Consider the following 19,065-nt stretch of genomic DNA (forward strand, 5'->3'; position numbering starts at 1 on the left):
CAATGACTCCCGTAACTACTCGCCCTCGACACCCTGATAGGGCTCGACGGTCTCCCAGTTCTTGCAGCTCGGACACAGCCAGTGCAGCTGCTGGCCACCAAAGCCACAGCGGGTGCACTGATAGGCGGGCCGCTTCTCCAGCAACCGCTGCCCGACCTGACGTACCAGATGGGGCGTGGTGCCCTGGCGCGGCTCCCGCCCCTCCTCCATTTCCAGCAGATGCATCAGGGCCCGAAGGCTCGGGCGCTGCTGCAGTTCACCATGGAGCAGGTACAGTGCCTGGTCCCTGGAGTTGAAGCGCTCCTCCTCCTCTACCAGGCAGAGCAGCAGCGTGGTCGAGGGATGATGCCGATAGATCCGGTGCAGGCGCCGGCGAAGCTTTCGCTCAACCCCGAACTCCCGGGCCAGGCCGAGCAGGCGTCGTACCGCCTCCGGACCAAAGGCCGGGTTCTGGTCGAATACCTTCAGAAGCAGCTGCTGGGCCTCGCGCCAGTTGCCCCGTTCACGCGCCAGGTCCGCCAGAAGCAGACTGGCGCGGACACAGCCCGGATCGTACGACAGAGCCTGCTCAAGGAGCTCCCGTGGGTCCGGAACCCGGCTCACCGCTCCCTGATCCGAGGCCTGTTCACACAGAAGATGGGCAAGCTGCTTACGGATTTCCCGGGTATCGTTGATACCTACCAGGGTGCGCGCCACCTCCACAGCCTTCTCCCAGTCCCGCTCGCGCTGATAGATCAGCACCAGCTGCTCCGCCGCACGGGCGCCATAGGAGCGGGTGCCCAGCAGCTCGTGCAACAGCGCCTCGGCCCGATCCAGGAGCCCGGCTGCCAGATAGTCCAGTGCCAGCTCGTAGGTCACCTGCGAGGAATAGCGGCCCGGCAGCTCCGGTCGCGCCAGCAGGTTCTGATGGATCAGGGTTGCCCGCTCGACTTCGCCCCGATCACGGAAGTGGGCACCAATGGAGAGATGGAGGTTCACCGTCTCCCGGTTGACATCCAGCGAGTCCAGGAAGGATTCAATGGCTTCGTCGGAATAGTTGGTGAACAGGAACTGGAGACGTTCCCGGAGCCGATCCTCATCATCAATGGGAGCGGGTGAGGCCTGCCGACGCAGCCGCCAACGCCCCAGCGCCCAGCCGGTGCCGACAGCCACCGCCAGCAACAGCCACTGCAGGATGGTGTTCATTCAATACTCTTGACTGGATCCCGTTGCAGCCCACGAGATGACTGTTCAGACTTGCGAAGTTTCCGTTCCGCCCGCCTGCGCCCGGCCCTTGCCCGCATCAGCGGTACCAGCATGGCGGCCGCCCCCAGAAGGGCGCCCACGATCAGGGTCAGCACCAGGACCAGCGCCACGCTTATCGGTGGCGTCTGCACCAACAGAAGATCCAGCACCACCTCCTGGCGATTGCTGAAGCTGAACAGCATCGCCGCCAGTCCCAGCACCAGCGCCAGCAGAACAAGAACAATACGACGTATCCTGGCCATCCGGCCCTCCCTGCCGGATCAGTAGCCGGCCTTCATGCTGTCATTGACCTTCTCGCGCAAATCCTTGCCCGGTTTGAAATGGGGAACATACTTTTCGGGCAGATTCACGGATTCGCCGGTCTTGGGATTGCGACCCACCCGCGGCGCCCGGTAGTGCAGGGAGAAGCTCCCGAATCCGCGGATCTCGATCCGCTCCCCTTCGGCAAGGGACTGGGACATATGATCAATGATCGTCTTGACCGCCAGCTCCACATCCTTGCCGGAAAGCTGGGACTGTTTCGAGGCGATCACTTCTACCAGTTCGGATTTCGTCATGGTCCTGTCCTTCCTCACAGGTTCAGCAACGCCTTAAGTTTAGCGAACCTGATGAAAAAGACAAAAAAAACGGGCTGTTACAGCCCGTTTTTTTAATGCTTTGCGGCAGAACCGGCTTCAGCCGTTGTCGTTCTGCTGCATCTGCTCCTTGATCAGGTCACCAATGGTGGTGGCGCTGCTGCTGTTGTCAGCCTTTTCGCGCACATCCCGCATGGCTTCCTTGTCGTCCTCAACGTCCTTGGACTTGATCGACAGGTTGATCACGCGGTTCTTGCGGTCAACGCTGATGATCTTGGCTTCCACCTCATCGCCTTCCTGGAGCACATTGCGTGCGTCCTCAACCTTGTCACGGCTGATTTCAGAGGCCTTGAGCGTGGCTTCCACCTCTTCATTCAGGGTCACGGTTGCGCCCTTGGCATCAACACTGCTCACGGTGCCTGTCACGATGCTGCCGCGGTCATTGACCTGAGTGAACTCGGCGAAGGGATCGCTCTCGAGCTGCTTGATACCCAGCGAGATGCGCTCACGCTCCGGATCCACGGACAGGATGACGGTTTCAACCTCGTCGCCCTTCTTGTACTTGCGGACCGCTTCCTCCCCGGTTTCGTTCCAGCTGATGTCGGACAGATGCACCAGGCCGTCGATGCCGCCCTCAAGGCCGATGAAGATACCGAAGTCCGTAATGGACTTGATCTTGCCGGTAATCCGATCGCCCTTGTTGTAGTTCTGGGAGAACTCTTCCCAGGGGTTCGGCTGGCACTGCTTGATGCCCAGCGAGATACGACGGCGCTCCTCGTCGATGTCGAGGATCATCACCTCAATCTCATCGCCTACATCCACAACCTTGGAGGGATGGATGTTCTTGTTGGTCCAGTCCATTTCGGAGACGTGCACCAGACCTTCGACGCCCTCTTCCAGCTCGGCGAAGCAGCCGTAGTCGGTCAGGTTGGTAACCTTGGCCGGTACGCGGGTGTTTTCCGGATAGCGGCCCTTGATGTTGACCCATGGATCCTCGCCCAGCTGCTTCAGACCCAGGGATACACGGTTGCGTTCACGGTCGAACTTGAGGACCTTGACGTTGATCTCGTCGCCAACGTTCACGATCTCGCTCGGATGCTTGATGCGCTTCCAGGCCATGTCCGTGATGTGGAGCAGGCCGTCCACGCCGCCCAGGTCCACGAAGGCACCGTAGTCGGTCAGGTTCTTGACGATACCCTTGATTTCCATGCCTTCGGTCAGCGTCTCGAGCAGCTGCTCACGCTCGGCGCTGTTCTCGGCTTCCAGCACGGCGCGGCGGGAAACAACCACGTTGTTGCGCTTGGCATCGAGCTTGATGACCTTGAAGTCGAGCTCTTTGTTCTCAAGGTGCGTGGTGTCGCGCACCGGGCGGACGTCGACCAGGGAGCCCGGCAGGAAGGCCCGGATGCCCTTGAGGTCGACAGTGAAACCGCCCTTGACCTTGCCATTGATCACACCCTTGACTGCATCTTCCGCCTCGAAGGCCTTTTCCAGTTCCTTCCAGGCTTCAGCGCGCTTCGCTTTCTCGCGCGACAGGCGGGTTGCCCCGAAACCGTCTTCCACGGCGTCCAGCGCCACGTCAACCTCATCGCCTGCCGCGACTTCCAGCTCCCCGTTCTCGTTGTAGAACTGGGAAACCGGGATGATGCCCTCGGACTTGAGTCCCGCGTTGACCGTGACCCAGTCACTGTCAACGTCCACAACCGTGGCCTTGACAATGGACCCCGGCTGCATATCAATGTCTTTCAGGCTCTCTTCAAAAAGTTCCGCAAAGCTTTCGCTCATTGTGTGTCCTATGTGATCAATACCAAGCTCCCCGCGAGCCAGCCCTCCGGGGTCTGTTCACCATACACCCACGCACCGCCATGCTGGTCTCACGCGGCCCGCCGGCACTTTCCAATAACAAAAAGGCGCTGTCAGGTACGGCCCGTTACTGCCAGGACCTGGTCCAGCACCTCGTCAATGGACAATCCGGTTGTTTCCACAACCTGCGCATCGTGCGCCGGTTTGAGCGGCGCTGTGGAACGGTTCATGTCCCGCTCATCCCGCGCCTGAATCTCTTTTACAAGGTCGGGGAGTCTAACATTCTCCCCCTGGGCCAGCAACTGCTCGTGGCGGCGCCGGGCCCGCTCCTCGGCCGAGGCGGTAAGGAAGATCTTGTGGCTCGCATCCGGGAAAACCACCGTGCCCATATCGCGGCCGTCGGCCACCAGCCCCGGCGGCTGGCAGAAGTCACGCTGGCGCTGCAGGAGCGCCTCGCGGACCGACGGGATGGCCGCCACGCGGGAGGCACGGTCACCGCACTCCTCCGTGCGGATGGCGCCCGTTACATCCTCACCATCCAGAAAGACCCTAGCGGGCTCGTCGCCCGGGCTGGGCTCAAAACGCACGTCCAGCGCCGCCGCCACCCCAGCCAGCAGAGTCTCGTCGTCAAAATCCACCGCCTGCTTCATGGCGGCCAGTGCCGTGAGGCGATAGAGCGCGCCGCTGTCCAGCAGATGCCAGCCCAGACGCCGTGCCAGAAGCTGGGTGATGGTGCCCTTGCCAGCGCCACCGGGGCCGTCCACGGCAATCACCGGTGCCTGTTCAGATGCTGTCATTGCGTCTCCTCGGAAGATTCAACCGTCAGCCCGACCTGGTTGGCCAGTGCCACAAAGCCCGGAAAGGAAGTAGCGACGTTCGCGCAGTCGTCAATGATCACCGGCCCGGATGTGCGCAGGGCCGCCACCGCGAAGGCCATGGCGATACGGTGGTCACCGTGGCTGTTGATCCGCCCGCCGCCGTAGGCACCACCCTGGATCAGGATCCCGTCCTCCCGGACCTCACTGACAACACCCAGAGCATCCAGCCCATCGGCCATGACCTGGATCCGGTCGCTTTCCTTGACCCGCAGTTCGGCGGCACCGGTCAGCTCGGTGCTGCCCTCGGCGTTCGCGGCCGCGACGAAAATCGCCGGGAACTCGTCAATGGCCAGCGGGACCTGGTCCTCGGGAATGCGGATGCCCTTCAGCGGCGCATGGCGAACCCGCAGATCCGCCACCGGCTCACCGCCGGCCTCGCGTTCGTTATGCAACTCAATGGCCGCGCCCATCGCGCGCAGGATATTGATCACACCGATACGGGTCGGGTTGACGCCCACGTGGCGCAGCCACAGGTCCGAGTCCGGCGTAATAGCGGCAGCCACGATGAAGAAGGTGGCCGAGGAAATGTCCGCCGGCACATCGATAGAACAGGCGCCCAGGCGGCCACCGCCGGTCACACGCGCGGTCGGGCCGTCCTGCACCACGGGGTAGCCGAAGCCCTTGAGCATGCGCTCAGTATGGTCCCGGGTGGGCGCCGGCTCCGTCACCACGGTCTCACCCTCAGCATAGAGTCCGGCCAGCAGAAGGCAGGATTTGACTTGGGCGCTGGCCACGGGCAGTTCGTAATCAATACCTTTCAGCGGCTGGCCGCCGGCGATGCGCAGCGGCGGGCGACCACCCTCGGCCGTATCAATATGCGCTCCCATCAGCCGCAGCGGATCCGCTACCCGTGCCATGGGCCGGCGCGTGAGACTGGCATCGCCGGTCAGCTCGGTATCAAAGCGCTGCCCTGCCAGCAACCCAGCAAAAAGCCTCATGGCGGTGCCCGAATTGCCCACGTAGAGCGAACCATGGGGAGGCTGAAGCCCATTCAGGCCCACGCCGTGGATACGCACGAAGCCAGCATCCGGCCCCTCGATGGTTACCCCCATGTCACGGAAGGCCTGGAGCGTCGCGAGACTGTCCTCGCCCTCGAGGAAGCCAGAGACATCCGTTATGCCCTCAGCCAGGGCACCGAGCATGATGGCACGATGGGACATGGACTTGTCCCCGGGCACGCGGATGTCGCCCTGGACGGGACCGCCCGGCCGGGCGGTGTAGGTTACGGTCTGGTCGTTCATGGTGTTGAGATAGGCCTCACCGGAAAGGATTCGGGAAAAATGCTCGCGCGCCGCCTTGGCGCGGGTGAACACCTGCTGCAGACGTTGGCCGTCGCCGGCCTCGATGGCCGCACCGAGCTGGTCCAGATCACCACGGAAATGCCGCAGCGCTTCCAGCACCGCCTCGCGGTTCGCCAGGAAAATGTCCCGCCACATCACCGGATCACTGGCAGCGATGCGCGTGAAGTCCCGAAAGCCACCGGCGGCATAGCGGAAGATATCCTGGCTGTCGTCCTCGCCGGCCAGGGTATCCACCAGCGAGAAAGCGATCAGGTGGGGGAGATGACTGGTGGCGGCGAGGACCTCGTCATGCCGGGCGACGGACATGGTCAGAACCTCCGCCCCACAGGCCGACCAGAGGCGGCACACCTTCTCAAGCGCCCCGGCATCGGTTTCAGGTTCCGGGGTCAGGATCACCTTGTGCTCCCGAAACAGGTCCGGATCAGCAGCACCCACCCCGCTCTTCTCGGAGCCGGCGATCGGGTGACCGGGAACAACTCTCGCGGGCAGTTCGCCGAAAACGCCACGCACATCCGCGACGAACCCGCCCTTAACACTGCCCACATCCGTGAGCACCGCGCCCTCCGGCAAGGCATCACGGATCTGCGTCAGCACGGCGCGGTTGGCGCGCACGGGCACGGCCAGCACCACGAGATCCGCCCCCTGGACCGCGCGCGCCGCCTCCGTCTCGCTTTCATCGATCAGGCCCAGACGGCGCCCCTCCTCCAGAGGGCCCGGGCGCTCGTCACAGCCCACCACCGAGGCCACCAGCCCCCGGGCCTTCGCGGCCCGCGCCAGGGAACCGCCGATCAGCCCCAGGCCAATCACGACCATGCGCTGGAACAAAGGCGCGCCGCTGGCGGCCATCAGCCCAGCACCTTCTCCAGCGCCTCGAGACAGCGCCGGTTCTCGTGCTCGAGCCCGACCGACACACGCAGGTGCCGGGGCATGCCGTAAGCGCCCACAGGGCGGACAATGACACCCTCACGCAACAGTGCGTCATTCACTTCGTTGGCGTCCGTGCCGGTATCCAGGGCAATGAAGTTGGCAGCCGACGGGATGTAGTCCAGCCCCAACCGGTCGAAGCCACCTGCCAGTTGCTCCAGCCCTGCCCGGTTCACCTCGATGGCCCGGTCAATGTAGGCCTGGTCGTCGAGCACAGCCGTCGCCGCCGCCTGGGCAAGCGCATTGGCATTGAAAGGCTGGCGGACCCGATTGATAACGTCTGCAATCTCGGGGCTGGAGATGCCATACCCCATGCGCAGCCCCGCCAGGCCCCAGGCCTTGGAAAAGGTGCGCGAGACCACCAGATTCGGGAACTCGCTGAGCCACTGGACGCCGTCCGCGTACTGGGGCCCCTGCAGGTACTCGCAGTAGGCCTCGTCCAGCACCACGATCACGTTCTCCGGCACCCGCTGGAGGAAGCGATACACCGCGTCTTTTTCCACGACGGTTCCCGTGGGGTTATTCGGGTTGGCAACGAACACCACCCGGGTCCGCTCGGTGATCGCCGCCGCCATGGCGTCCAGATCATGCCCCCAGTTCACGGCGGGCACCTTCACGTGATCCGCGCCGATGGCCTGGATCACGATGGGGTAGACGGCGAAGGCATGCTCGGAATAGACAATTTCGGCGCCCGGCTCGGCAAAGGCGCGAGCCACCAGCTCAAGCACGTCGTTGGAGCCATTGCCAAAGGTCAGCATCTCCGGTGCCACGTTCAGGCGCTCCGCCAGGGTCTGGCGCAGTGTGTAGGCGGCGCCATCCGGGTAGCGGGTCACTTCAGGCAGGGCTTTTTCAACAGCCGCCGTCACGCGGTCACTGGGGCCGAGCGGGTTCTCGTTGCTGGCCAGCTTGACGATCCGCGCCGGATCCAGACCCAGCTCACGGGCCAGTTCATCCACCGGCTTGCCGGGCTGGTACGGCTGCAGGCCCTGCACCCCACGTGCGGCCAGTGCCTCGTAATCACAGCTCATCACAGCACCCCCATGGGATAGGAGCCCAGATGCTTCAGCTCCTGACTCTGGGCTTCGATCTCATCCAGCACCGCCCGGACGGCGGGCGCATCCCGGTGCCCGACGAAATCGATGTAGAACACATAGGCCCAGGTGGCGCTGGGCGAGGGCCGCGTTTCCAGTCGGGTCAGGTCGATCCCCTCGCGCTTGAACGGCTCCAGCAGTTCATAGAGCGCCCCCGGGCGGTTGCGTGTGGAGACCAGGATGGAGGTCTTGTCCTGCCCGCTGGGCGGCACCGCTTCGGTACCAATGATCAGGAAACGGGTGGTGTTGTCCGGGCGATCCTCGATGTTGCTGTGCGCGGGCTCGAGGCCATAGAGGGAGGCGGCCATGTCGCCGGCAATGGCGGCCGCGCCCTCTTCCTCACTGGCCAGGCGCGCGGCTTCACCATTACTGGAAACCTTGATGCGCTCGACCGCCGGCCAGTGACTGTCCAGCCATTTGCGGCACTGGGCGAAAGACTGCTGGTGCGAATAGATCCGCGTGATGCCGGCCTCGTCCTGGTCCGGGCGCCTGAGAAGATGGTGATGGATGCGCAGCTGCACCTCACCACAGATCTTCAGTGCCGACCCCATGAACATATCGAGGGTGTGATTGATCATGCCCTCGGTGGAGTTCTCCACCGGCACCACTCCGTAATGGGCGTTGCCGGACGCCACCTCGCGGAAGACATCATCGATGGCCGCCAGCGGTGTGCTGAGCACCGAATGACCGAAATGCTTGAGCGCCGCCGCCTGGGTGAAGGTCCCTTCAGGCCCCAGGAAGGCAATGGTCATGGGCTTTTCCAGCGCCAGGCAGGCGGACATCACCTCCCGGAACAGGCGCGCCATCTCTTCGTCCGCCAGCGGGCCCGGGTTACGCTCCCGCACGCGGCTCAGGATCCGGGCCTCACGCTCAGGGCGGTAGAACGCCACCTCTTCTCCCGGGTTGGCCTCCTGTTTCACCTCGGCCACGTCCCGGGCGCACTCGGCCCGTTCGCTGATCAGCCGCAGCAGGTCGTCATCGATCTGGTCAATGCGCTCGCGCAACCGGGCCAGGCGCGCCTCTTCGTCGCTCATGGTCAGCCTTTGTCTTTTTCGAATTCCGCCATGTAGTCAATCAGCGCCTCGATGCCGGCCTCCGGCATGGCGTTGTAGATGCTCGCGCGCATGCCGCCCACGGACCGGTGGCCCTTGAGGTTGAGCAGGCCGCGTGCCTCGGCGCCCTCAAGGAAGGCACTGTTGAGGCTGTCGTCCGCCAGCGTGAAGGGGACGTTCATCAGCGAGCGGTACTCCGGCTGCACCGGATTGGCGTAGAAGTCGCTCTCATCGATGAAACCGTAGAGGCGGTTGGCCTTGCGACGGTTGATGTCCGCCATGGCCTGGAGACCACCCTGGCGCTTGAGCCACTGGAACACCAGTCCGGCCAGGTACCACGCATAGGTGGGCGGCGTGTTGTACATGGAGTCCGCCTTGTCGTGAATGGCGTAGTCCAGCATGGCCGGCGTGCCCTCGCGGGCATTGCCGATCAGATCCCGGCGCACGATCACGATGGTCAGACCCGCGGGGCCGATGTTCTTCTGGGCGCCGGCGTAGATCATACCGAAGCGGCTCACGTCCACCGGCTCGGAGAGGATGGCCGAAGACCAGTCCGCCACCACGGGCACATCACCGGCCTCCGGAAAGCGGCTGTACGCCAGCCCGCCGATGGTCTCGTTGGGCGTGATGTGCAGATAGCGGGCGTCCGGGCGGGTGCGCCATTCAGCCGGGTCCGGCACATGGGTGTAGCCAGCGTCCTCGGAACTGGCCACTTCCTTAACGTCCGCCATCCGGCCCGCTTCGGCAATGGCCTTGCGCGACCAGACACCGGTATTGACGTAATCCACCGGGTCATTGGGCCCGGCCAGATTCAGCGGCACACCCGCGAACTGGCTGCTGGCGCCACCCTGCAGGAATAGCACCGCGTAATCATCCGGGATGCCCATCAGATCACGCAGATCCTGTTCCGCCTGCTGTGCGATGCTGACAAACGCATCACCGCGGTGACTCATCTCCATCACCGACAGGCCCTTGCCCTGCCAGTCCAGCATTTCATCGCGCGCCTGCGTCAGCACCTCCTCTGGAAGCGCTGCCGGGCCGGCGCAGAAGTTATAGGCTCGTGTCATGGGTCAGTCCTGTTCCCCGTTTTCGTCATCATCGTCACTGCTGTCCTCGATCCGCTGGATGCCCACCAGGCGCTCGTCATCACCGGTCATCCGGATCAGGCGCACGCCCTGGGTGTTGCGGCTGCTGATCGAGACATCCTCGATACCGGTGCGCACCAGGGTGCCCTGGTTGGTGATCAGCATGATCTCGTTCCCCTCAAACACCTGCAGCGCGCAGACCAGGTCGCCGTTGCGCTCGGAGCGCTGCATGGCGATCACGCCCTGGCTGCCACGGCTGTAGGCCGGGAATTCACTCACCTTCGTGCGCTTGCCATAGCCGTGCTCGCTGGCCGTGAGAATATAGCCCTCGGGATCCGGCTGGATCAGCGAGACCACCTGCTCGCCGGCCTTGAGCCGGATGCCGCGCACACCACGGGCTGCCCGCCCCATCGAACGCACCTGGTCCTCAGTGAAACGCACTGCCTTGCCGGAAGTGGCGAGCATCATGATCTCGGTGCTGCCATCGGTAATGACCGCACCGATCAGGTGGTCGCCCTCGTCCAGATTGGTGGCAATCAGACCGGAGCTGCGCGGACGTGAGAAGTTCTCCAGCGGCGTCTTCTTGACCGTGCCGTTGGCCGTGGCCATGAACACGTAATGACTCTCGGTGTACTCGCGTACCGGAAGGAAGGTGGAGATGCGCTCATCATCGTCCAAGGGCAGGATGTTGACCATGGGCCGGCCACGGGAGTTGCGGCTGCCCTGCGGGATCTCGAACACGCGCAGCCAGTAGACCTTACCCTTGTCCGTGAAGCACAGGATGGTGTCGTGGGAGTTGGCCACCAGCAGCGTCTCGATGAAGTCCTCATCCTTCATGCTGGTGGCGGACTTACCACGGCCACCCCGGCGCTGGGCCCGGTAGTCCTCCAGCGGCTGCGTCTTGGCGTAGCCGTTGTGGGAGATGGTAACTACCAGGTCCTCTTCGTCGATCAGGTCCGCCGTGGTCAGATCCTGGCGCGAGCTCACGATCTCGGTACGGCGTTCATCGCCGTACTCGTCGCGGATTTTCTCGAGTTCCTCGCGGATCACCTGCATGAGGCGGTCCGGATTGCTCAGGATATCGATGAGATCCTCGATCTTCGCGAGGATTTCCTTGTACTCAGTGAACAGCTTCTCGGTCTCAAGACCGGTCAGGCGGTGCAGGCGCAGGTCGAGGATGGCTTGGGCCTGTTCCGGGGAGAGATTGTACTTCCCATCGCGCAGGCCATAGCCCTCCGGCAGGTCATCCGGACGGCAGGCATCGGCGCCGGCACGTGCGAGCATGTCGTTGACCTGCCCTGGCTGCCAGCCCTGGGCCAGAAGCTTTTCCTTCGCCTCGGCGGCACCCGGCGAGGCCTTGATCAGCTCGATCACCTCGTCGATGTTGGCCAGCGCCACGGAGAGCCCTTCCAGCACATGGCCGCGCTCGCGCGCCTTGCGCAGTTCATAGATGGTGCGGCGTGTGACCACCTCGCGCCGATGCAGCAGGAAGCGCTCCAGCATCTGCTTGAGGTTCAGGGTCTGGGGTTCACCGTCGACCAGGGCGACGCAGTTGATGCCGAACACATTCTCGAGCTGCGTGTTCTTGAACAGGTTGTTGACGATCACCTCGGGGTTCTCGCCCTTGCGCACCTCGATCACGATGCGGATGCCTTCCTTGCTGGACTCATCCCGCAGCTCGCTGATGCCCTCGAGGCGCTTTTCCTTGACCAGTTCCGCAATCTTCTCGATCAGCCGCGCCTTGTTCACTTGGTACGGCAGCTCATTGAAGATGATGGCATCCCGACCGGTCTTCTTATCATGCTCGATCTCGTGACGGGCACGCACGTAGATCCGACCGCGGCCGGTCCGGTATGCCTGAACAATGCCCGCGCGGCCGCTGATCAGACCCTCTGTGGGGAAGTCCGGCCCCGGAATGTATTCCATCAGGTCATCAACGGTGAGCGAGTCGTCGTCCACCAGTGCCAGGCAGGCCTCGACCACTTCCCGCAGGTTGTGCGGCGGGATGTTGGTGGCCATGCCCACGGCGATGCCGGAGGAGCCGTTGACCAGCAGATTGGGAACCCGGGTGGGCAGCACTTCGGGGATCTGCTCGGTGCCGTCGTAGTTGGGCACATAGTCGACGGTTTCCTTGTCCAGATCCGCCAGCAGCTCGTGAGCGAGCTTGCGCATGCGCACCTCGGTGTAACGCATCGCCGCCGCGTTGTCGCCATCGATGGAACCGAAGTTGCCCTGGCCGTCCACCAGCGTGTAGCGCAGGGAGAAGGGCTGAGCCATGCGTACGATGGTGTCGTACACGGCCGCGTCACCGTGGGGGTGATATTTACCAATGACATCACCCACCACACGGGCGGACTTCTTGTAGGCCTTGTTCCAGTCGTTGCCGAGCTCGTCCATGGCGAAGAGCACCCGGCGGTGCACCGGCTTGAGCCCATCCCGCACATCCGGCAGCGCACGCCCCACGATCACGCTCATGGCGTAATCCAGGTAGGACTGTTTGAGTTCTTCTTCGATGTTAACCGGCAGGATTTCTCTGGCTAGCTCTCCCATCGGGACGTCATCCTTCCTGTATTCTGGCGGTGGTCTGCGGCGTGCTGCCCGGGCACGCCAAAGCCGCCAATAATACCACAGAAAGGATGACCCCGGGGAATCGGCGTCTCCGGAATGGGCCCCGAACGGGGCCCGGAAGGATCAGGCGTCAGGCTCCCGCCAGTTCGTCGGTACGCGCCGCCATAATGAAGTCATTGCGGTGCAGCCCGCCGATCTTGTGGGTCCACCAGGTGACCGTCACCTTGCCGTATTCGGTGGTGATCATCGGGTGGTGATCCACTTCCTCGGCCAGCTCACCCACCTTATTGGTAAAGGCCAGTGCCTCGGCAAAGTTCTTCAGCTTGAAGGTCCGCTCCAGCTGCTCCTCACCGTTACGGGTGACCGTGGTCCAGTCAGGCACCTCCGCCCCCAGCTCCTTTTTCTCCTGTTCCGTGGCCAGTGGCGAATCCTTGCTGCAGGCTTCACAGGTCTGCTTTGTCAGGTCGCTCATGATGCCTTCTCCCATTCTGTTTGTGTCGCGACCCTATCATCACGCGTTGCTGCAGCAGCGTAAAGGTGGAAGAGATGCTTCCAGGCCCCTTGCCCCGCCCCCAAACAGCCCCCACAGTGGTTCTGTAAAGGAGTTCTTCACCCACCGATCCGTAGAGGAGAGGCTCCATGAACAACCCCCACTTCACCATGCCGAAGGTTCGCATCGTGGTTGCCGACGCCAGCCGTGCGCGTCTGTTCACCACCGACTCCCCCAAAAGCGAGTTCACAGAGGTGGACACCCTGCTCAACCCCGAGGCCCGACTGCACGACGGCGACCTGACCACCGACCGGCCCGGGCGCCAGGCGGATGACATGCATGGTGGCCGCAGCGCTATGGAGGAACACAGCGAACCGAAAGAGGTGGAGGCTCAGCGCTTTGCCAAGGAGCTTGCAGAGACCCTTGAGCAGGCCCGCAAGCAAGGGGAAGTGGAAAAACTCTATATTGCCGCGCCACCCAGATTCCTGGGCGAACTGCGTAAGCACATGAAGCCTGAACTCAAGGCGATCATAGCGGAGGAGATCGGGAAGGATTTCTCCCAGATGAACGCCCGGGAACTGCGCAGGCACTTCCCGGAACGCATCAAGTAGGAGGAGCGGCTCCCTACAGGGAGCGGCCCTTGGAGGCGGCGATACGCAGGCGGAGGGCATTCAGCTTGATGAAGCCTTCCGCGTCCTTCTGGTCATAGGCGCCCTCGTCTTCCTCGAAGGTCGCAACCTTCTCATCGAAGAGCGAATCCTCTGAGCGACGGCCCAGAACCTCTACGTTGCCCTTGTAGAGCTTGAGGCGCACATCGCCGTTGACGGGTCCCTGGGTCTCGTCAATCAGGGCCTGCATGGCGCGGCGCTCGGGGGCCCACCAGTAGCCGTTGTACACCACTTCCGCGTAGCGCGGCATGATGCTGTCCTTCAGGTGGGCCACTTCGCGGTCCAGGGTGATGGACTCAATGGCGCGGTGCGCCTTGAGCATGACGGTGCCGCCCGGCGTCTCGTAGCAGCCACGGGACTTCATGCCCACGTAGCGGTTCTCGACGATGTCGATGCGGCCGATGCCGTTATCGCCCGCCACTCTGTTCAGGTACGACAGCACCTCGTGGGGCTTCATGCGCTCGCCGTTGATGGCCACGATGTCACCGTTCTCGTAGGAGACGTCCAGAATCGTGGGCTCATCCGGCGCCTGCTCGGGCGAGACACTCCAGCGCCACATGTCGTCCTCGGCCTGCGCCCATGGGTCCTCCAGCACTTCACCCTCATAGGAGATATGCAGAAGGTTGGCGTCCATGGAGTAAGGCGACTTGCCCTGCTGCTTTTCCACCGGAATGCCGTGGTGGTCGCAGTAGTCCAGGAGTTTCTGGCGGGAGTTGAGGTCCCACTCACGCCAGGGAGCGATCACCTTGATGCCAGGCTTGAGCGCGTAGGCGCCCAGCTCGAACCGGACCTGGTCGTTGCCCTTGCCGGTGGCGCCGTGCGCGATGGCGTCCGCGCCCGTCTCATTGGCGATCTCCACCAGGCGGCGGGCGATCAGTGGCCGGGCAATGGAAGTACCCAGCAGATACTCACCCTCGTAGACAGTGTTGGCACGGAACATCGGGAAGACGTAATCCCGCGCGAACTCCTCACGCAGGTCCTCGATGTAGATTTCTTTCACGCCCAGGCCCTTGGCCTTCTCACGCGCGGGCTCGACTTCCTCACCCTGACCAATATCGGCAGTGAAGGTCACCACCTCGCAGTCGTAGGTTTCCTGGAGCCATTTGACGATGACGGAGGTATCGAGCCCCCCGGAGTAGGCCAGAACGACCTTGTTGATGTCTGACATCGCTGTTTCGCCTTATCCGGAATTCATGAACGCCGGGCTGCCACGTGGCACCCGGGCCTGCTGATCAGTGGCGGGTATTTTACGGCAAGGGCGGGGTCCGGAGCCAATCCGGGTTCAGTCGACGATCACCAGGTCCTTGCGCTGGGCCTGGGTCACCACCGGTTCGGCTTCATCATCATCGTTTTCCCGTTCCAGCCGCACCGTGGCACGGCGATGCCTCGGGCCGGGTGTTTCCACGCCGGCAACCGGATAGCGGTCCCCGTGGAAGCGTTTCACCAGCTGGTCCTCCGGAACGCCCTGCTCCTGGAGATAGCCGGCCACTGCCTCCGCCCGCGCCTCGGAAAGCTCACGGTTGCGCAGAGGGGTGCCGATACTGTCCGTATGCCCATCCACGTAGACCTGCGTGATCCGGTCATCGGCTTTCACGTACAGGGCCACGTCATCAAGGCGCTCACGGGCTTCCTGGCTGAGGTTGGACCTGTCCAGATCGAACAGGACCACGGTGCGCTGAACCTGATCGTAGTTCACCGGCAGCAGCTCACTCTGACAGCGGCGGAAAGACTGGTGGGGACTGCCATAGTTGACATGATTGAGCCGAACCCGCACCGGCCGGTCGCTCTGACGTGCCCGGCGGGTGAAGGTGGGCCTGCGCCCCTCCCGAAGGCTCGCAAGCATCCGCTCACTGGTGCCGGAGGAAAGCTCCACGGGCCGGTCATGGTTATCCTCAACCCGGACATACCCCAGATCGTCCACTGGCTTGCCTGCTTTCCAGGAAGGCTGCTCAATCACCAGCGCTGCCTCCCCCGCGCGCATGGGATTGCGGACAGGCTGCAGAAAGAAGCGCAGTGACTCCCCGGCACGGTGATAGAACACCGCCTCGCCATAACCGGGGACCGGATGCGTCAGCGTGCACGCAAAGATTGAATCCGAAAGGATCCAGCGGCTGTTTTCGATGCCGGCGGAGAATGTCGTGCCCAGGGCGCCCGAGGGCAACCCGGCCATGACCAGCACGGCGACAATCCAGTGACGTGATTTCATGGTAATCGGAACCATTGTTCTGACGCTTCACCCCCGGGTATCGGCAGCAAGCACCGGAACTTGAGCCCCGGATCTTCTGGTATACTTCGCGCCATGACTGACACGCTGACTCTGACCCGACCCGACGACTGGCACCTGCATGTCCGAGATGGTGACCTCATGCGCCAGGTGGTTCCCGCCTCGGCACGACGCTTTGGACGCGCCATCATCATGCCCAACCTGACACCGCCGGTCACCACGGCCGCCCAGGCTCTGGATTACCGTGAACGGATCCGGAGCGCTGTGCCAGCCGGCAGCGCGTTTGAGCCGCTGATGACGCTCTACCTCACGGACAATACCACACCCGACATGATCCGCGAGGCGGCCCGTGCGGGTGTGGTGGCCTGCAAGCTCTACCCCGCCGGGGCCACGACCAATTCCGACTCCGGCGTCACCGACATCAGCCACATTGATGCCGCTCTGGAAACCATGGCGGAAGAGGGCCTTCTGCTGCTCACCCATGGGGAGGTAACCCGGCCCGAGGTTGATATCTTCGACCGTGAAAAGGTCTTCATCGACGAGGTCCTGGCCCCCCTTCTCGAGCGGCTTCCCCAGCTGCGGGTGGTCATGGAGCATATTACGACGGCGGACGCCGCTGAATTCGTCAGATCCAGAGAGCGCAACCTGGGGGCCACCATCACGCCCCAGCACCTGCTGTTCAACCGCAATCACCTGCTGGTGGGCGGCATCCGGCCGCATTTCTACTGCCTGCCGATCCTCAAGCGCCAGCGTCATCAGCAGGCGCTGCGGGAAGCCGCCACCAGTGGTGATCCCCGGTTCTTTCTGGGCACGGACTCCGCGCCCCATGACCGCCACCGCAAGGAAACGGGCTGCGGCTGTGCGGGCTGCTATTCAGCCTACGCAGCCATTGAGCTCTATGCCCATTTCTTTGAGGAAGCCGGCGCCCTGGAGCGCCTGGAAGGCTTCGCATCACTGCATGGGGCGGACTTCTACGGGCTGCCGCGCAATACCGGCCGCATCACCCTGCGCCGGGAACCGCACCCGATTCCCGATGTCCTTCATGAAGACGGTCACCCCATTGTGCCCCTGAATGCCGGCGGCGCCCTGAACTGGCGGATCGACGACGGGGAGACCCCGGAGTGAGCAGCCATGACCCAACACCGACACTGATGCAGCAGCGCTTCCGGGGATTCCTGCCGGTTGTGGTGGACGTGGAGACCGGAGGCTTCAATGCCGCCACCGACGCGCTGCTCGAAATCGCCACGGTCCTGCTGGAAATGGATGACGAGGGCTGGCTCTACCCGGGCGAACGCATCCAGTACAACGTCCAGCCCTTTAAAGGCGCGAACCTGGAAAAAGCCGCGCTCCAGTTCACGGGTATCGATCCGGGCAACCCCCTGCGCGATGAACGGCCGGAACTGGAAGCCATGCGTGGCACCTTCCAGTCCATCCGCCAGGCCGTGCGCCGCAACCAGTGCAAGCGCGCCGTGCTGGTGGGCCACAACGCCACTTTTGATCTCGGCTTTGTGAAGGCCGCCTCGGATCGCCAGAACATCAAGCGCAACCCCTTCCACCCCTTCTCGACCTTCGACACGTCAGCCCTGTCCGGTCTCGCGCTGGGTCACACGGTCCTTGCGGAAGCGTGCCGCCTGGCCGGGATTGAGTTCGACAACAAAGAGGCTCACTCCGCGCTGTACGACGCGGACAAGACGGCCGAACTGTTCTGCCTGATCGTGAACCGCTGGAAGTCTCTGGGAGGATGGCCACCGCCGTCGCCCGGCGAGGCCTGAAACAGGAAGGAAGCGGCGCCCCGGCCAGGGGCGCCGGCCACGCCGGGATCAGCCCCCGACGAACTTGATCATGACACCCGCCGCCACGGCGGAGCCGATCACACCGGCCACGTTCGGGCCCATGGCGTGCATCAGGAGGAAGTTCTGATGGTTCTCCTCCAGACCCACCTTGTTGGATACCCGGGCCGCCATCGGCACCGCGGAGACCCCGGCTGAGCCGATCAGCGGGTTGATCTTCTCCTTGGTCAGCGCATTCATGAGCTTGGCCATGAGAACACCACACATGGTACCCACCGCGAAGGCGCCAATGCCCAGCACCAGGATGCCCAGCGTCTGGGTGTTCAGGAACGCCTCGGCAGCCATCTTGGAGCCAACCGCGAGACCGAGAATGATCGTCACGGCGTTGATCAGCGAGTTCTGCACCGTGTCGCTCAGGCGCTCCACCACGCCACACTCTTTCATGAGGTTACCGAAGCAGAACATGCCCAACAGCGGCGTGGCGTCCGGCAGGAACATACCTGTCAGAATCAGGATGCAGACCGGGAACAGGATTTTCTCCAGCTTCCCGACCTCGCGCAGCTGGCTCATCTTCAGCTTGCGCTCCTCGGCCGTGGTGAACGCCCGCATGATGGGTGGCTGGATCAGTGGCACCAGCGCCATGTAGGAATAGGCGGCAACCGCGATCGCGCCCAACAGGTGCGGCGCCAGGATGCTGGATACATAGATGGAGGTGGGGCCATCCGCACCACCGATGATACCCACGGCCGCAGCCTCGGCCACGGAGAACTCCATCAGGCCACTGGAGTTGAGCAGCGCCGCGCCCAGTACCGTGGCGAAGATGCCGAACTGCGCGGCAGCCCCGAGGAGCATTGTCTTGGGGTTCGCCAGCAGCGGACCGAAGTCGGTCATGGCGCCAACGCCCATGAAGATCAGCAGGGGCGCGACGCCACTGCCGATCGCCACTGCGTAGAACGACTGGATGATCCCCGGGGAATAGCCCATATCCGTCGCCACCTGCTTGGCGCTCAGAGCCGTCTCAGCATCCATGTTCTTGTAGGCCTCAATGAAGGATTTGACGACCTCGGGGGTTACTCTCTGCCCCATGTCGAAGCTGACATCCATCACCGAAGCAAGCGCCGCGAGCACCCTGGGTGACTCACTGTAGATGGCCGCCTCAATCGCGCTCTGGGCCAGCCCCGCCTCCGGAAGGTTGGCGAGAATGGTCCCAAAGCCGATCGGCACCAGCAACAGAGGCTCAAATTTCTTGTTGATTGCCAGGTAGAGCAGCACCAGGCCCACCACGATCATCGTGAGCGCGCCCGGCGTCAGATTGTACAGACCGCTACCGGTCCATAGAGTCATGAGGTTGTCCATGCCGTACAGCCCTTC

The 19,065-nt window shown here is 63.3% G+C and carries 17 protein-coding genes; 3 read left to right on the forward strand and 14 right to left on the reverse strand.

Annotated features, from left to right (window positions below; all coding sequences use genetic code 11):
- Nucleotides 1–15: 15 nt before the first annotated feature.
- From lapB to CK501_RS09535, 11 genes are all read right to left on the reverse strand, one after another.
- Nucleotides 16–1,185, reverse strand: a complete 1,170-nt coding sequence (lapB, locus tag CK501_RS09485; RefSeq protein ID WP_095617476.1) for a lipopolysaccharide assembly protein LapB — start codon at nucleotides 1,183–1,185, stop codon at nucleotides 16–18.
- Nucleotides 1,182–1,487 carry a lipopolysaccharide assembly protein LapA domain-containing protein gene (locus tag CK501_RS09490; RefSeq protein ID WP_095617477.1) on the reverse strand — a complete coding sequence of 102 codons (306 nt, stop codon included), beginning with the start codon at nucleotides 1,485–1,487 and terminating at the stop codon, nucleotides 1,182–1,184. The genes lapB and CK501_RS09490 overlap by 4 nt, the downstream gene beginning before the upstream one ends.
- 18 nt (nucleotides 1,488–1,505) lie before the next feature.
- Entirely contained in the window at nucleotides 1,506–1,802 is a 297-nt protein-coding gene (locus CK501_RS09495) for an integration host factor subunit beta (protein ID WP_077530832.1), read from the reverse strand.
- 117 nt (nucleotides 1,803–1,919) lie between these two features.
- Entirely contained in the window at nucleotides 1,920–3,605 is a 1,686-nt protein-coding gene (gene rpsA / locus CK501_RS09500) for a 30S ribosomal protein S1 (RefSeq protein WP_095617478.1), read from the reverse strand.
- A gap of 131 nt (nucleotides 3,606–3,736) precedes the next feature.
- Entirely contained in the window at nucleotides 3,737–4,420 is a 684-nt protein-coding gene (gene cmk / locus CK501_RS09505) for a (d)CMP kinase (RefSeq protein ID WP_095617479.1), read from the reverse strand.
- Entirely contained in the window at nucleotides 4,417–6,648 is a 2,232-nt protein-coding gene (locus tag CK501_RS09510; RefSeq protein WP_095617480.1) for a bifunctional prephenate dehydrogenase/3-phosphoshikimate 1-carboxyvinyltransferase, read from the reverse strand. The genes cmk and CK501_RS09510 overlap by 4 nt, the downstream gene beginning before the upstream one ends.
- Nucleotides 6,648–7,754 (reverse strand): histidinol-phosphate transaminase, encoded by a 1,107-nt coding sequence (hisC, locus tag CK501_RS09515; RefSeq protein WP_095617481.1) that lies wholly within the window; start codon nucleotides 7,752–7,754, stop codon nucleotides 6,648–6,650. Before hisC ends, CK501_RS09510 begins: the two co-directional genes overlap by 1 nt.
- Nucleotides 7,754–8,851: a prephenate dehydratase gene (gene pheA / locus CK501_RS09520; RefSeq protein ID WP_095617482.1), complete on the reverse strand. Its 1,098-nt coding sequence runs from the start codon at nucleotides 8,849–8,851 to the stop codon at nucleotides 7,754–7,756. The genes hisC and pheA overlap by 1 nt, the downstream gene beginning before the upstream one ends.
- 2 nt (nucleotides 8,852–8,853) lie before the next feature.
- The gene (gene serC / locus CK501_RS09525; protein WP_095617483.1) at nucleotides 8,854–9,936 is read right to left on the reverse strand and encodes a 3-phosphoserine/phosphohydroxythreonine transaminase; all 1,083 of its coding nucleotides are present in this window, start codon (nucleotides 9,934–9,936) and stop codon (nucleotides 8,854–8,856) included.
- A gap of 3 nt (nucleotides 9,937–9,939) precedes the next feature.
- Nucleotides 9,940–12,504 (reverse strand): DNA gyrase subunit A, encoded by a 2,565-nt coding sequence (gyrA, locus tag CK501_RS09530; protein ID WP_095617484.1) that lies wholly within the window; start codon nucleotides 12,502–12,504, stop codon nucleotides 9,940–9,942.
- Between the two features lie 148 nt (nucleotides 12,505–12,652).
- Entirely contained in the window at nucleotides 12,653–12,994 is a 342-nt protein-coding gene (locus CK501_RS09535) for a 4a-hydroxytetrahydrobiopterin dehydratase (RefSeq protein WP_095617621.1), read from the reverse strand.
- Nucleotides 12,995–13,161: 167 nt separating this feature from the next.
- Here CK501_RS09535 and CK501_RS09540 point away from each other — a divergent pair, with 167 nt between their 5' ends.
- Nucleotides 13,162–13,623 (forward strand): VLRF1 family aeRF1-type release factor, encoded by a 462-nt coding sequence (locus CK501_RS09540; protein WP_095617485.1) that lies wholly within the window; start codon nucleotides 13,162–13,164, stop codon nucleotides 13,621–13,623.
- Nucleotides 13,624–13,636: 13 nt separating this feature from the next.
- Here CK501_RS09540 and CK501_RS09545 read toward each other — a convergent pair whose 3' ends face one another.
- Together CK501_RS09545 and CK501_RS09550 are read right to left on the reverse strand one after the other, a co-directional pair.
- A complete protein-coding gene (locus tag CK501_RS09545; protein ID WP_095617486.1) occupies nucleotides 13,637–14,848 on the reverse strand; it encodes an argininosuccinate synthase in 1,212 nt (403 codons plus the stop codon).
- Between the two features lie 114 nt (nucleotides 14,849–14,962).
- A complete protein-coding gene (locus tag CK501_RS09550; RefSeq protein WP_158223087.1) occupies nucleotides 14,963–15,886 on the reverse strand; it encodes a flagellar protein MotY in 924 nt (307 codons plus the stop codon).
- A 93-nt stretch (nucleotides 15,887–15,979) separates the two neighbouring features.
- Here CK501_RS09550 and pyrC point away from each other — a divergent pair, with 93 nt between their 5' ends.
- Nucleotides 15,980–17,029 carry a dihydroorotase gene (gene pyrC, locus CK501_RS09555; RefSeq protein WP_095617488.1) on the forward strand — a complete coding sequence of 350 codons (1,050 nt, stop codon included), beginning with the start codon at nucleotides 15,980–15,982 and terminating at the stop codon, nucleotides 17,027–17,029.
- 26 nt (nucleotides 17,030–17,055) lie between these two features.
- Complete coding sequence (gene rnt / locus CK501_RS09560; RefSeq protein ID WP_095617489.1) at nucleotides 17,056–17,676, forward strand: ribonuclease T; 621 nt, start codon at nucleotides 17,056–17,058, stop codon at nucleotides 17,674–17,676.
- 48 nt (nucleotides 17,677–17,724) lie between these two features.
- Here the strand turns inward: rnt and CK501_RS09565 are convergent, their stop codons facing one another.
- A complete protein-coding gene (locus tag CK501_RS09565) occupies nucleotides 17,725–19,050 on the reverse strand; it encodes a sodium ion-translocating decarboxylase subunit beta (protein WP_198949459.1) in 1,326 nt (441 codons plus the stop codon).
- Nucleotides 19,051–19,065 lie beyond the last annotated feature (15 nt).

It is taken from the genome of Halovibrio salipaludis (genome assembly GCF_002286965.1).
Classification (GTDB): domain Bacteria; phylum Pseudomonadota; class Gammaproteobacteria; order Pseudomonadales; family Oleiphilaceae; genus Halospina; species Halospina salipaludis.

What these genes read in the sequence shown, in the direction of transcription:
- lapB (WP_095617476.1), bottom strand. Translation starts at nt 1,185, where the DNA reads ATGAACACCATCCTGCAGTGGCTGTTGCTGGCGGTGGCTGTCGGCACC.
- CK501_RS09490 (WP_095617477.1), bottom strand. Translation starts at nt 1,487, where the DNA reads ATGGCCAGGATACGTCGTATTGTTCTTGTTCTGCTGGCGCTGGTGCTG.
- CK501_RS09495 (WP_077530832.1), bottom strand. Translation starts at nt 1,802, where the DNA reads ATGACGAAATCCGAACTGGTAGAAGTGATCGCCTCGAAACAGTCCCAG.
- rpsA (WP_095617478.1), bottom strand. Translation starts at nt 3,605, where the DNA reads ATGAGCGAAAGCTTTGCGGAACTTTTTGAAGAGAGCCTGAAAGACATT.
- cmk (WP_095617479.1), bottom strand. Translation starts at nt 4,420, where the DNA reads ATGACAGCATCTGAACAGGCACCGGTGATTGCCGTGGACGGCCCCGGT.
- CK501_RS09510 (WP_095617480.1), bottom strand. Translation starts at nt 6,648, where the DNA reads ATGGCCGCCAGCGGCGCGCCTTTGTTCCAGCGCATGGTCGTGATTGGC.
- hisC (WP_095617481.1), bottom strand. Translation starts at nt 7,754, where the DNA reads ATGAGCTGTGATTACGAGGCACTGGCCGCACGTGGGGTGCAGGGCCTG.
- pheA (WP_095617482.1), bottom strand. Translation starts at nt 8,851, where the DNA reads ATGAGCGACGAAGAGGCGCGCCTGGCCCGGTTGCGCGAGCGCATTGAC.
- serC (WP_095617483.1), bottom strand. Translation starts at nt 9,936, where the DNA reads ATGACACGAGCCTATAACTTCTGCGCCGGCCCGGCAGCGCTTCCAGAG.
- gyrA (WP_095617484.1), bottom strand. Translation starts at nt 12,504, where the DNA reads ATGGGAGAGCTAGCCAGAGAAATCCTGCCGGTTAACATCGAAGAAGAA.
- CK501_RS09535 (WP_095617621.1), bottom strand. Translation starts at nt 12,994, where the DNA reads ATGAGCGACCTGACAAAGCAGACCTGTGAAGCCTGCAGCAAGGATTCG.
- CK501_RS09540 (WP_095617485.1), top strand. Translation starts at nt 13,162, where the DNA reads ATGAACAACCCCCACTTCACCATGCCGAAGGTTCGCATCGTGGTTGCC.
- CK501_RS09545 (WP_095617486.1), bottom strand. Translation starts at nt 14,848, where the DNA reads ATGTCAGACATCAACAAGGTCGTTCTGGCCTACTCCGGGGGGCTCGAT.
- CK501_RS09550 (WP_158223087.1), bottom strand. Translation starts at nt 15,886, where the DNA reads ATGAAATCACGTCACTGGATTGTCGCCGTGCTGGTCATGGCCGGGTTG.
- pyrC (WP_095617488.1), top strand. Translation starts at nt 15,980, where the DNA reads ATGACTGACACGCTGACTCTGACCCGACCCGACGACTGGCACCTGCAT.
- rnt (WP_095617489.1), top strand. Translation starts at nt 17,056, where the DNA reads ATGCAGCAGCGCTTCCGGGGATTCCTGCCGGTTGTGGTGGACGTGGAG.
- CK501_RS09565 (WP_198949459.1), bottom strand. Translation starts at nt 19,050, where the DNA reads ATGGACAACCTCATGACTCTATGGACCGGTAGCGGTCTGTACAATCTG.